The organism is Leadbetterella byssophila DSM 17132, assembly GCF_000166395.1.
Classification (GTDB): domain Bacteria; phylum Bacteroidota; class Bacteroidia; order Cytophagales; family Spirosomataceae; genus Leadbetterella; species Leadbetterella byssophila.
This window is the reverse complement of record NC_014655.1, coordinates 3,930,683-3,944,419: the sequence shown is the minus strand read 5'-3', so window position 1 is coordinate 3,944,419 and position 13,737 is coordinate 3,930,683. Positions and strand designations below refer to the sequence as shown.

Below are 13,737 nucleotides of genomic sequence, written 5' to 3'. Positions count from 1 at the left end.
TATGGTATTTCTTTGGCTTAAAATTGCTTTGTTGAGCTTACAAAATGTTGAATATCGTTTTTCAATTCCTGCTTTTCCTACATCCTTTTTATGTTAGTGTAACTACCGTTGATAAGAAAGAGGACCGACTAGAAATTTCCTCTCGCATCTTTTACGATGATCTTGAGACGGCTTTAAAAGAGGAATTTGGAGGTAAAGTAGATTTACATAACAACCAACAAAAAGCTAAGAACACTCAACTTCTTGAAAAATACTTTCAAAAGTACTTTTCCATTAAAGAAGATGGTAGCCCTATTTCTTATGATTTCCTAGGCTTCAATCTGGAAGGAGAAGCTGCATGGTGCTACCTAGAAGTGAAAGGAACGAAACCTAAAGCCACTCTGGAATTCCAAAACAAGTTATTATACTCTTACTTTAAAGAACAAATACATATCTTTCATGTAAATTCAGGTAAGAGTAAAAAAAGTGGCAAAATTACTAATCCTGAAAGTCAGATACGGTTTGAACTCCCTTAGTAACTTTATATTCTATGAAACTTAAACTACTCGCCTTAATCTTACTTTTTCTATGGAGCTGTTCTTCTAAGAACCAGGCAGACCTTTTGGTCATCAATGCCAAGGTTTATACAGTAGACCATGATTTCCAAATGGCGGAAGCCTTTGCCATCAAAGATGGGAAGTTCATTAAAGTGGGCACTACTAAAGATATCCTGGCCGCTTTTGAGGCAAAAGAAATAATTGATGCGGAAGGCAATGCCGTATTTCCCGGCTTTTATGATGCACACGCACATTTCCCTAGTCTTGCAGAATTCTTAGGACAAGCTGACCTGAACGGCTCAAAATCCTTCGAAGAGGTCATAGAAAGACTTAAAGCATATGAACAAAAATATCCGGAGAAGACATGGATCATAGGTGGTGGATGGGATCAAAACCTTTGGCCTGACAAAAAATTCCCAACTAAAGACCTATTAGATAAAGCATTCCCTGACAAAGCTGTATTTCTAAGTAGAGTGGATTATCATGCGGCAGTAGTGAACAGCAAAACTTTGGCACTCAATAATATCCTGGAAGTAAAACCTGTGCTAGGGGGAATAATTGGTGGAGAAGGAAAAGTTCCTAACGGTTTACTTATTGATAATGCTGTAGATCTTATTCAATTACCCCCCTTATCTGATGAGCAATACGTCAAGCAATTACAAGCAGCACAAGATTCCCTATTTGCAGTTGGCTTAACCAGTATAGTTGATGCCGGCCTACCCATTTATTCCATAGATCAATTGCAAAAAATCTATGAAAAAGGCCAGCTAAAGATCAGGAATTATGCCATGGTGGCAGCAAACGACAGCTCCGTCAAGACCTTCATAGAAAGAGGGTTTTACGAATCGGATCGTTTGGAAGTTAAATCCTTCAAAATCATGGGTGACGGAGCACTAGGTTCCAGAGGTGCATGTCTATTAGCTCACTACCATGACGCCCCTACAAAAGGATTTCTGCTTTCCAGTCCTGAACAATTAGACCATATGATTGAGCAGATTGCAAACAGTCCTTTTCAGGCAAATGCCCATGCCATTGGTGATTCCGCAAATAGAATCCTATTAGATATCTATGGAAAGCATTTAACGAACAATGCCAATAGAAGATGGAGAATTGAACATGCCCAGATAGTCGCTCCTGAAGACTTTCATAAATTCGAAAAATACCATATCCTTCCTTCTATCCAGCCTACCCATGCTACCTCAGATATGTATTGGGCGAAGGATAGATTAGGGGAAAAGAGATTAAAAGGAGCATATGCCTACAAACAACTGTTGGAATCCTACGGTAAAGTGGCCATTGGCAGTGACTTTCCGGTGGAACACTACAATCCCATGTATGGATTCCATGCTGCAGTTGCCCGGGTAGATGCAAAGGGTTTCCCTAAAGGTGGGTTCCAGATGGAAAACAGTCTTAGCAGAGAGGAAGCCTTAAAAGGGATGACCATTTGGGCCGCGTATTCCTGCTTCCAAGAGTATAAAAGAGGAAGCATAGAAAAAGGAAAAGATGCCGACTTCATTATCATGGAAGAAGACATCATGACGGCACCTTTTGAAAAATTAAGAAGAATTCGTCCCGTACGCACTGTAGTAGCTGGAGAGACCGTATACCGTAAGGGTAACCAAAAGATCTAAATCTCATGACACCAGAAGCAAATCTTTCAAACCTGGGACTAAGCCTCCCTCCTGCTCCTCAACCTAAAGGAGTTTATAAACCCTGTCTTATAGACGGACATTACCTCTATATTTCCGGACATGGCCCGGTACAGGAAAATGGAGAATTAATCATAGGTAGGATAGGAAGGGATATAGATGCCGAAGCGGGCAAGCTTGCCGCTCAGCAAGTAGGACTTACCATTCTGAGCACTATCAAAGCTCAATTAGGAAGCCTAAATCGCGTAAAAAGAGTTATCAAGGTGCTGGGCATGGTTAACTGTGTCCCCGAATTTGAAAAACATCCCTATATCATCAATGGCTGTAGCGAACTATTTGCAAAAATTTGGGGAGATGAAAATGGGATTGGAGTCCGAAGTGCTGTGGGTTTCGGCTCACTTCCTGATAATATACCAGTAGAAATTGAAGTACTAATGGAGCTACACTCATGAGACTGATAGTTGATGCCCATCTAGACCTTAGTATGAATGCCATGGAGTGGAATCGGGATCTCCGTCTCTCCATAGATGAGATCCGTGCACGTGAATACCGAATGAAGGACAAGCCTGATAGAGGGAAAGCTACCGTTTCTTTTGAAGCATTACGAAAAGGAAATGTAGGCTTAGTGGTGGCAACGCAGATAGCCCGAGTGGTAGGTAAAGGAAGTGCGCTTCCCGGATGGTCGTCTCCTGAACAGGCCTGGGCACATACTCAGAGCCAATGGGCATGGTATAAGCTCATGCAGGAACAGGGACATCTAAGATTGATTACGAATAAAAAGGAATTAGACATTCATCTATCCAAATGGGATGGTCATACCATTGGCATGATCTTGAGCCTGGAAGGTGCAGACTCCTTAATAGGTTTGGAGGAGTTTGAAAAAGCTTACTCCTATGGTTTGAGAGCTATTGGGCCTGGTCATTATGGACCCGGAAGATATGCCAATGGAACAGATGGCTCTGGGAAGTTAAACGAAGCTGGGATTCAGCTCTTAAAAGCTATGGAGAAGAAAGGCTTGATTTTGGATGCTACCCATCTGAATGACGACGCCTTCTGGGATGCTTTGGACAGATATAATGGTCCTATATGGGCCAGCCATAATAATTGCAGAGCATTAGTCCCTCATAATCGTCAATTTAGTGATGAAATGATCAAAGCCTTGATCCAAAGAGGGGCGGTTATAGGTGCCGCTTTGGATGCCTGGATGTTGATACCCAACTGGGAAAGAGGGAAATCTACTCCCAAAAGTACAGGTTGCACCCTTGAAAAGGTGGTGGATCAAATGGATCACATTTGCCAAATAGCCGGAAATACTTTACATGTAGGTTTGGGAACAGACTTGGACGGAGGCTTTGGAAAAGAACAATGTCCATCTGATCTGGAAGATATCTCTGATCTCCAAAAGATCTTCGAAATATTATCAAAACGTGGATATACCGCTGAAGATTGCGATAGAATGGCCCATGACAATTGGTTGCGATTTTTAAAAAATGCCTTACCTACTTAGAATCAAGCCAGCTACCACTTAATAAATACTCAGATAATCAATAGTTTATAAATTCATACAAGAGTATATTTGAATATATTCACATATACTCCCATGAAAAATCCAGTTGCAGAAAAGGAAAGATGGGTAGCCTTGGATATACTCCGGGGTGCCGCCGTATTAGGCATTTTATTGATGAATATTAGAGAATTCTCTCTACCTGCTAATTTTTCGGAGGCATGGAGAGGAGATCCGGACAATGCAAACTTTTGGATCTACAATCTAATCCATGTCCTTTTTGAGGGGAAAATGAGGGCCATGTTCTCCTTATTATTTGGGGCAGGAATCCTATTGTTCTCTTTTCAAAAAGAAGATCCCACTCCTCTGTTTTATAAAAGAATGCTGGTATTGCTGATCTTTGGACTGATGGACACTTACCTCTTCTTATGGATAGGAGACATTCTCTTTTACTACAGCATCTGCGGAATGATCGTCTATCTATTTAGAAAAATGAAGCCCATATATCTGAGTTTGGCCGTTCCCATTGTAGCGATTTTAGGATTTATAGGCAATTCCATATTTCTTTTGAATGCCAAACAAACCAGACTCCTATTCAATGAGGCGATGGCGGTACAGGCTGAAGGAAAAGCATTACGAAAAGATCAAGTTAAATCCATAGAAGAATGGAGGAACCTCGAAAAAACCCTGTTACAGAATAACGAAGAAATAAAAAAGATTACGGCCCAGTACAAAGGCACCTATCGAGAAACAGCGAATTATGTCTGGCCCCAATCCTTCTTGTATCAAACCACCTATTTGCCCATGAGCATAGCTGACCCCATCGCATTAATGCTGCTGGGAATGGCTCTATTAAAATGGGGATACCTTACTACCATGTCCTCTAAGAAGCATAAACGGATACTAAAATTTGCTCTCATAATAGGTCTGCCATTAGCCATATGGAACACTTGGTACCAATATAAAAACTTCCCTAATTACGATTCTATCATTCTATATATTGAAACCAAAGGCATCAACTGGATGATTCTAGTTTATGAGATCCAAAGAATAGCCTTGGTTTTAGCCATCATATCAGCCATAATAATAATTTACAGGGCCGGAATACTTCAATTAACATTTCGGATGCTCTCTAATGTAGGAAGGCTAGCCTTGACCAACTATTTAAGCCAATCCATCATTTGTGGATTCGTATTCTATGGCTGTGGATTAAACTTCTATGCAGAATGGGACTATAAGGAAATTATTCTATTCGTGCCCTTGGTTTGGCTGTTTCAAATCATCTTCTCCCACTATTGGCTGAAACATTATACCATGGGTCCCCTTGAATGGGTATGGCGAAGTTTGATCTATGGAAAGATGGAGACTATAAAGAGAAAAGAGGGTGTCTCATAAAGGCACCCTCGTTTTTTATTTTGAAGCCGAGGTTTTTTTTAGATTTGGCTTCACATTTTCTCTTTAAAACTTGCGTTATTATCCTGATTTTCATATATTTAGGTATAAAAAATCAAGGGTATGGCATCAAGAAAACCCACTTTTAAGCCTTACGACCAGCAGCAAATGATGCTATTGCCTCCAAGTTTGGAGGAACTGGTTCCCAAGAATCATCCGGTACGGGTGGTCAATGAGGTCATTAATAAAATTAATCTCGCTCCTCTGCATGCTTCGTATAAATTGACCGGTGCCTCCAGTTATCATCCTCAGATGCTGCTTAAAGTGTTGGTTTATGGGTATGTGAGCAATGTATATTCGAGCAGGAAGATAGAGGCAGCCTGTAAAGAGAGTATCTATTTTATGTGGATAAGCGGCATGAGCTATCCTGACCATAACACCATTAACCGTTTCAGAAGTGACCGCCTTCGAGAAAGTCTTCGAAGTGTGTTCGAAGAAGTAGTTAAGCTTTTAGCCCAGGAAGGACTTTTGAGTATTGAAGAGGTTTGTGTTGATGGGACCAAAATAGAGGCCAATGCCAATCGTTACACCTTTGTTTGGAAAAAGGCTATTGCGACCAATAAAGAGAAAATGAAGCAGCAATTGAAAGGCATTTGGGAATATGCTCAAAGTGTTGCCAGCAAAGAGGATAACCTTCCCGATCCCCCTGACTTCACCACCATTACTAGAGAAAAAGTACAGTCTACCGTCGATAAGCTCAATGAGGTTTTGGGCAAGAAAAAAGATATTGACAAGAAGGTGAAAGGCAAACTGAGTTATGCCACCAAACACTTTCCACAGAACATGGGCAAATACGAAGAACAGGAGCAGATTCTTGGAGAGCGTAACAGTTACAGCAAGACGGATGAGGGAGCCACATTTATGAGGTTAAAGGAGGATCACATGAGGAATGGGCAATTGAAGCCGGCTTACAATGTTCAAATTTCCAGCTCCAACCAATTCGTTGTAAATTACACGATTCACCCCAACCCCAACGACACCACCACTCTGGCAGCGCATATAGCTCAGCATGAAGCAAGCTATCAGCAAGCTCCCAAAGTTATCACGGCAGATGCAGGCTACGGTTCTGAGGAAAATTATACCTTACTGGAAGGCAAAAAAGTAAAGGCCTACATCAAATACAATCTCTTTGACCGACAGCAGAACACCAATAACCAGGACCCATTTAGTACCGATAAGCTATTCTACAATGCCCAAGAAGACTGTTTCATCTGTCCGATGGGTCAGCAAATGAATTTCATTGGAGAGAGTAAAAGGAAGACCAGCACAGGTTTTGAACAAACCTCAAGAAAATATCAAGCCCAAAATTGCGGGCATTGTCCACTAAACGGAACTTGTAATAAGATGGAAGGGAATCGGATAGTCCAAGTCAATGAACGACTGGAGCGACAGCGGAAGCAGGCCTATGAACTTCTTAACAGTGAAGAAGGAATAAAAAGGCGAAAGAAAAGGTGTTACGATGTGGAACCCGTCTTTGCAAACATAAAAAGCAATCACGGCTTTAAACGATTTATGCTTCGGGGTAAGCATAAGGTCGAAATTGAGTTCGGCCTATTGGCCATAGCACAAAATATACGAAAAAAGGCCTCCTGAGAGACCTTTTTCAATACTATTTGCAAATTCAACCTCCTGAGGTTGGAATATAAAAAATCAAATAAGAAATCCCAGCCTAAATAAATTGAAAACAAAGAGAACGCCTCATTTAGGTTTTGAGACGTCCTCTTTAATATTACATATGAATCGAACGATTCTCTGTGGCTGCTAGGCAGGCTTCTTTTATGGCCTCCGTATAGGTGGGGTGCGCATGGGAAGACCTGGCGATATCTTCAGCAGAGGCACGGAATTCCATAGCGATGACCGCTTCACTAATCATGTCTGCGGCTCTTGCTCCTATGATGTGTACACCCAGGATCTCATCGCTGCTTTTATCTGCCAATACTTTCACAAAACCATCTACATCTCCACTTGCAGTAGCTCTTCCCAGAGCTTTGAATGGAAACTGTCCGGATTTGTAAGCTATACCGGCTGCTTTTAATTCGTCTTCCGTCTTACCAACTGCAGCTACCTCAGGCCAGGTATAAACCACACCAGGAATCAGGTTGTAATTGATATGAGGTTTTTGACCAGCTAAAACTTCAGCCACCAATACACCTTCCTCTTCTGCTTTGTGTGCTAACATAGCACCTCTGACTACGTCTCCTATAGCGTAGATGTTTGGCACATTGGTTTGGAGAGTATGCTCGTCAACTAGAACTCTACCTTTCTCAGTGGCTACACCTACTGCCTCTAGGTTCAAATTATCTGTGTATGGTCTTCTACCTATAGATACTAGACAGTAATCTCCGGTGATCTCAACCTTCTCACCTGCCTTGTTTTCAGCGGTAACTTTAACTTCTTTTCCTAAATTCTCAATCAAAGTAACTTTAGTACTGAAGTGGAACTCTGCACCTAATTTCTTGATGGATTTCTGCAATTCCTTACCCAGAGCTTTGTCCATAGTAGGAATCATACTGTCTGCAAATTCCACGAAGGTAACTTTAGAACCAAGACGAGCATAAACTGAGCCTAACTCGGCTCCAATCACCCCTGCACCAATCACAATCAAATGCTTTGGTAGTTCTTTCAAGGAAAGAGCTTCCGTAGAAGTGATGATTCTGGTTTTGTCATAGTTCATGAAAGGCAAAATGGTAGGCTTAGAACCTGTTGCAATGATGATGTTCTTGCCTTGAATCTGTTCTTCAGAACCATCCTCTTTTTTTACCTTCACCGTGTTTTTATCCAAGAATGAACCAAAACCATATTTCACATCAACCTTGTTCTTTTTCATCAAGAAGTTGATGCCATCATTCATTTTCTTCACTACTCCCCCTTTGCGTTCTACCATTTTAGATAAGTCCGCTTTTACTTTTCCGGTAGTGATTCCGTGCTCTTCAAAGTGGTGAACGGCATTATAAAAATGTTCTGAGGAGTCAAGTAGTGCTTTTGATGGAATACATCCTACGTTCAAGCAAGTTCCACCCATCACAGGATATTTCTCTACAATGGCAGTTTTAAAACCTAGCTGTGCACATCTGATAGCGGCCACGTAGCCTCCGGGGCCTGAACCTATAACGATTACGTCGTACTGCATATATATGTAAATTTTGAAGGGCTTTGTATTCCTACAAAGCCCTTTGATGTTATACCTGAAGAAGCATCCTCATAGGATCTTCCAACAATTGTTTTACTCTAACTAAGAATCCTACGGAATCTCTACCGTCAATGGTTCTATGGTCATAAGACAGAGCCACGTACATCATTGGACGAATTTCAACTTGTCCGTTAATCGCTACAGGTCTTTCCACTATATTGTGCATACCTAAAATAGCAGATTGAGGAGCGTTGATGATAGGAGTAGACATCATGGATCCGAAGATACCACCGTTAGTTATAGTAAAGGTACCACCGGTCATCTCTTCTATGGTCAACTTGTTATCTCTAGCTTTTGTAGCCAAACGTACTACCTCTGCTTCAATATCACTGAAGGACATTTTTTCAGCGTTGCGAATCACCGGAACTACCAAACCTCTTGGTGCAGATACCGCAATAGAGATATCTGTAAAGTCATTGTATACTATTTCATCTCCATCAATGAAAGCGTTCACCACAGGGAATTCTTGTAGTGCTATAGAACAAGCTTTTGTGAAGAAGGACATGAATCCAAGTCCCACTCCGTGCACTTCTTTGAACTTGTCTTTGTATTGCTTTCTAAGATCCATGATGGGCTTCATGTCAACTTCATTGAATGTAGTTAACATAGCTGTCTCAGACTTAACCGCTACTAATCTCTTAGCTATAGTTTTTCTTAGAGAACTCATTTTCTCTCTTCTGGAGATTCTATCACCCTTAGGTGCTTCTTTCACTAATTCCTCTTTAGAAGGGGCAGGAGTTGCTGGCTTAGAAGCATTGTTAGCATCTTCTTTGGTGATTCTACCTCCTACTCCTGTACCTTGAACGGCATCAGGAGAGATTCCTTTTTCTGCTAATACTTTAGCAGCTGCTGGAGAAGGATGTCCGGCTGCATAGTTATCATTTGCAGGTGCTGCTGCAACAGGAGCAGGAGCTGCTACGGCTGCTGCTGTAGTTCCCCCTGTAGTTAATTTAGCTAATACTCCACCTATCGCTACTACATCACCTTCTTGAGCTACTACCTCTAATACTCCGGCTTGAGGAGAAGGTAGTTCAAAAGTAGCCTTGTCAGATTCCAATTCGCAGATGATTTCATCTAGGCCCACAGTATCACCACTTTTCTTAATCCAATTAGAAACGGTTACTTCTGTGATAGACTCACCTACGGCAGGAACGGTAATTTCAATAGTTTGTGTAGGTACATTTTCCACCGGTGCGGCAGCCGGAGCTGACTCTTCTTTCACCGGTGCTGCAGAAGAAGGTTCTATGATGCATATAACCTCACCAATAGCTAATGTATCTCCTTCTTTACCTACTATTCTTAATATGCCATCTGCTTCAGCAGGTAGCTCAAATGTTGCTTTATCAGACTCTAACTCACAGATCACCTCGTCCATTTTAACCAGGTCTCCGTCTTTCTTTACCCAGGATGCGATAGTCACTTCCGTTACGGATTCGCCAACGGAGGGCACTTTCATTTCGATAGCCATATAATTATCCTTTTATTCAAATGCTTTGTCTAAGATCTTATTTTGGAACTCATTGTGGTTCTTCGTATAACCGGTAGCAGGAGAAGCACTAATCTTTCTAGAGATCACGTCCCAGTTGGCTTCAGGATATTCTCTTCTAAGATATGACCAGTAACCCATGTTTAACGGTTCTTCTTGAACCCAAATCTGTTCAGCTCCTGCGTACTTCTCAAGTTCTGCCAATAGTTGAACCTTAGGTAGTGGATACAATTGTTCTAAGCGGATGATCGCTATATCCTCTCTCTTACTATCCATTTTACGTTTCAATAGATCATAGTAGATCTTACCTGTACAAAGTAAAACTCTCTTCACTTTCTTTGGATCCGCATCTGCATCTCCTATTACTTCACGGAAGCTGGTTCCTGTTTCGAACTCAGAAATATCAGAGATCGCCATAGGATGTCTCAACATTGATTTAGGAGACATATGAACGCAAGGCTTACGGAATGGAAGGGCCAACTGTCTTCTTAACATATGGAAGAAGTTTGCAGGAGTAGTACAGTTACATACATAAATGTTATACTCACCGGCTAATTGTAGGAAGCGTTCAGGACGAGCATTCGAGTGCTCCGGTCCCTGACCTTCATAGCCATGAGGCAACAATAGAACCAAACCGTTCATTAGATTCCATTTGGACTCTGCAGCCACTACGAATTGGTCAATCATGATTTGAGCACCGTTTGCAAAGTCTCCAAATTGAGCTTCCCAAATCACCAATGCATTTGGATTTGCTAAAGCATATCCGTATTCAAATCCCATTACCGCATATTCTGACAGTAAAGAGTTATAGATCTCAAATTTACCTTGATTAGGCTTGATGTGAGCCAGGTTATTGTAGGCCTCGTAAGTCTTCACATCATGCAGAATAGCATGTCTGTGAGAGAAGGTACCTCTTTGTACATCCTGACCAGACATACGTACCCATTTCTCTTCCGCTAGGATAGAACCGTATGCCAAAAGTTCAGCAGCTGCCCAGTTGAACGGCTTCTTACCTGCAAATATCTCTCTTCTTTCTTCAAGTACTTTCTCAATCTGCTTAATCGGGGTGAAACCTTCAGGCACAGTAGACAAGGCCTTACCTACTAATTCAATTTCTTCTCTGCTGATACCTGTACGAGGTGAGCTATCAAAATCTCCCACAGTAGATCTTCTTAACTCCGCCCAATCTCTCTCAAGTTTAGGCAATTCATACGGCAACTGATTTTGCTTCACTTTTGATAATAGATCTTGAAGATTATTATCAAATTGCTCCTTCAAGGTTCTGGCATCATTATCAGTAATAGTGCCATCAGATTTCAATTTCTCAATATAAATCTCTCTTGGAGAAGGATGCTTAGATATGATTTCGTACATACCCGGCTGTGTGAACTTAGGCTCATCAGCTTCGTTATGTCCGTATTTACGGTAACAAATCATATCAATATAAATGTCTTTATTGAATTCCTGACGGAACTCAATAGCTAATTCCATAGCATAAACTACTGCCTCCGCATCATCTCCGTTTACATGAAGAATAGGAGTATCTAGCATCTTCGCTACATCTGAGCTGTAAATGCTGGAACGTGCGTCACGGTTATCCGTAGTAAAACCGATTTGGTTATTAATGATGAAGTGGATAGCACCTCCTACATAATAACCCGGCAGATTAGACATTTGATTTACCTCATATACTACACCCTGACCTGCTAAGGAAGCATCTCCGTGGATGATGATAGGTAAAATCTTGTCGTATATATCATCAAAGGAATTGTACTTAGTACCTTCACTCTTAAAGTGAGCATCAGCTCTGGCTCTGGCATAACCTAGAACCACAGGATCAACCGTTTCAAGGTGTGAAGGGTTAGCCATCAGTTTCAAAGAAACTCTATGACCTTCTACCGTTTCTACCTGAGACGAATAGCCCATGTGATATTTAACATCACCGTCACTGAACTCCAGAGTAGGCACATTCTCTTCAAATTCATTGAATACCTGCTCGTATGGCTTCTGCATGATGTTAGTCAACACATTAAGTCTACCTCTATGTGCCATACCTATCACCACTTCTTCAACCCCTAACTTTGCTCCATGCTGAATAGCCGCATCTAAAGCAGGGATGGTAGATTCACCTCCTTCTAGTGAGAATCTTTTCTTTCCTAAGAATTTAGTATGTAAGAAGTTCTCAAAAGCTACTGCCTTGTTCAAGTTTCCAAGGATTCTTAACTTTTGCTCCTTACTAGGCTTATAGTTCAAATAATCTGATTCCACCTTATTCCTCAGCCAATTCTTCACCTTGGAATCACGGATATACAAATATTCGTAACCTATCTTACCTCCATAAACATTCTTCAAGAAAGTCTCTAATTCTCTTAAGGTAGCCGGTCTGCCAAACACTTCTACACCCGCTTCAAAAACGGTGTCATAGTCTGCTTCGCTCAAACCGAAAAACTTAAGATCAAGATTAGCGTTGTACTTTCTTTTCGAATAAATGGGATCAATCTGAGACAGCAAATGCCCGCGGGATCTGTATCCACGAATCAAGTGCACCACTTCTCTCTCTTTCTGCAAACTATCACTGCTCACACCGGCTTTCCCAGGACCTTCTCCCCAAGTATTGTTAAATTCGTATCCTTTGAAAAAGAATTGCCAACTTTTATCTACTGAGGATGGATCTTGTAAATATTGCTTGTATAATGCTTCTATAGCCGAAACGTCGCCGTTTGCAATGTATGAAAACTGGTCCATTATTTTTGGTCTTCTCTTTACACTTATTTACTTCAAAACTGCTTCTATTCCGAGGACTTTACTCCCAATTTTGGAATCCTTCGCGAACTACGCGCTTTTATTTTTAAAACACAATTTTTTCCAAGTCTTTACCGCAAATCCGGTCATTTTTTTCACATTTTAAGCTAAATTTAATGGCTTGATAGCAAAAATGTGTTCAAATAATTTAGATCTTCATCTAAATATCTAAATAACTCAAAATTGATCGTAATACCAGGAGTCTCCTTTCCTGTCATTCAAGTTATAACGGAGGTAAAATTGAAAGATCCCCGTAACATTAAAATTAGGATTATGCGGCACAGGCGCGGTAGAATAACGAAGGGTATTTGAATTATACGCTAAGCCCAAAGTCATGTCATTAGAAAACTTGTATTCGGCCGCCGGAATAAAGGAAGTTTTCTTCGTGTAGATCGGATATATATCATTGATTCTGTAAGACCCACTAAGTGCAAGTCTTTTATCGAACCATAATTTTAAATTAAAGTCCCAGTTGCTCGCATCATTCAAGGTAGACCACAGAACATTTACATTATAAGTAACGAAATTTTCTGTATCAGAGATGTAACCCAGGTTCACAAACAGAGGCTGCCTAAGTATATCGTCTTTCTGAGAGATATATAAAGATGGCTTTGAAACGCCTAGGAATAATCCCAGGTAATTCGCCATCACCCCTGCTCCTGCTGTAAAAGCGGCTTTCTTATTAGAACCTACCAAAGAGTAAGTTGGAACCAGAGCCAATCCTGCATTAACCCCAGCTTTGAGTTGCAAATCTCCTACTTCAACCCCTTTGGCCAAACTTAAGGAAAAGTTATTTCCACTAACTACTCCATAATTATCGCTGGAGCTTTGAAATGCTAAACCTGTCTTATTATAGAATTGACCATCCAAAACCAGAACATGGGAGAGCTGGTCAAATTTCAGATTACCGTTAAATTGATTACCCACTACCCCTTTGATAGAGAATGGACCATTCTCCCCCGCCATAGCCGGGTTAATGGACAGATAATTAAAATGGTATTGATTCATTACCCCTATTTGCCCTTTGGAACTTAGAGATAATAGCAAGAGAAAGCCCGCAAAATACTTTTTCATCACAGAAGATTTAACCTCTAAAATAAACAAAAACGGTCGCTAAT

10 protein-coding genes are annotated in these 13,737 nt (G+C 41.0%); 6 read left to right on the top strand and 4 right to left on the bottom strand.

Translation table 11 applies throughout. The features are described from left to right. The first annotated feature begins 44 nt into the window (after nt 1–44). The 6 genes from LBYS_RS17460 to LBYS_RS17435 all read left to right on the top strand — a co-directional run bounded on the left by LBYS_RS17460 (nt 45) and on the right by LBYS_RS17435 (nt 6,734). A complete protein-coding gene (locus tag LBYS_RS17460) occupies nt 45–515 on the top strand; it encodes a DUF6702 family protein (protein WP_013410167.1) in 471 nt (156 codons plus the stop codon). Between the two features lie 14 nt (nt 516–529). Further along, a complete protein-coding gene (locus LBYS_RS17455) occupies nt 530–2,167 on the top strand; it encodes an amidohydrolase (RefSeq protein ID WP_013410166.1) in 1,638 nt (545 codons plus the stop codon). Between the two features lie 5 nt (nt 2,168–2,172). Beyond that, complete coding sequence (locus tag LBYS_RS17450; protein ID WP_013410165.1) at nt 2,173–2,637, top strand: RidA family protein; 465 nt, start codon at nt 2,173–2,175, stop codon at nt 2,635–2,637. Further along, a complete protein-coding gene (locus LBYS_RS17445) occupies nt 2,634–3,692 on the top strand; it encodes a dipeptidase (RefSeq protein WP_013410164.1) in 1,059 nt (352 codons plus the stop codon). The genes LBYS_RS17450 and LBYS_RS17445 overlap by 4 nt, the downstream gene beginning before the upstream one ends. A gap of 93 nt (nt 3,693–3,785) precedes the next feature. Then, the gene (locus LBYS_RS17440; RefSeq protein WP_013410163.1) at nt 3,786–5,084 is read left to right on the top strand and encodes a DUF418 domain-containing protein; all 1,299 of its coding nucleotides are present in this window, start codon (nt 3,786–3,788) and stop codon (nt 5,082–5,084) included. 120 nt (nt 5,085–5,204) lie between these two features. Further along, a complete protein-coding gene (locus tag LBYS_RS17435) occupies nt 5,205–6,734 on the top strand; it encodes an IS1182 family transposase (RefSeq protein WP_013407181.1) in 1,530 nt (509 codons plus the stop codon). Between the two features lie 136 nt (nt 6,735–6,870). Here LBYS_RS17435 and lpdA read toward each other — a convergent pair whose 3' ends face one another. The 4 genes from lpdA to LBYS_RS17415 all read right to left on the bottom strand — a co-directional run bounded on the left by lpdA (nt 6,871) and on the right by LBYS_RS17415 (nt 13,693). Beyond that, complete coding sequence (gene lpdA, locus LBYS_RS17430) at nt 6,871–8,271, bottom strand: dihydrolipoyl dehydrogenase (RefSeq protein WP_013410162.1); 1,401 nt, start codon at nt 8,269–8,271, stop codon at nt 6,871–6,873. A gap of 49 nt (nt 8,272–8,320) precedes the next feature. Then, on the bottom strand, nt 8,321–9,799 hold the full coding sequence (odhB, locus tag LBYS_RS17425; RefSeq protein ID WP_013410161.1) for a 2-oxoglutarate dehydrogenase complex dihydrolipoyllysine-residue succinyltransferase: 1,479 nt from the start codon (nt 9,797–9,799) through the stop codon (nt 8,321–8,323). Nucleotides 9,800–9,811: 12 nt separating this feature from the next. Beyond that, complete coding sequence (locus LBYS_RS17420; protein ID WP_013410160.1) at nt 9,812–12,562, bottom strand: 2-oxoglutarate dehydrogenase E1 component; 2,751 nt, start codon at nt 12,560–12,562, stop codon at nt 9,812–9,814. Nucleotides 12,563–12,796: 234 nt separating this feature from the next. Then, complete coding sequence (locus LBYS_RS17415; RefSeq protein WP_013410158.1) at nt 12,797–13,693, bottom strand: type IX secretion system membrane protein PorP/SprF; 897 nt, start codon at nt 13,691–13,693, stop codon at nt 12,797–12,799. Between the last annotated feature and the right edge of the window lie 44 nt (nt 13,694–13,737).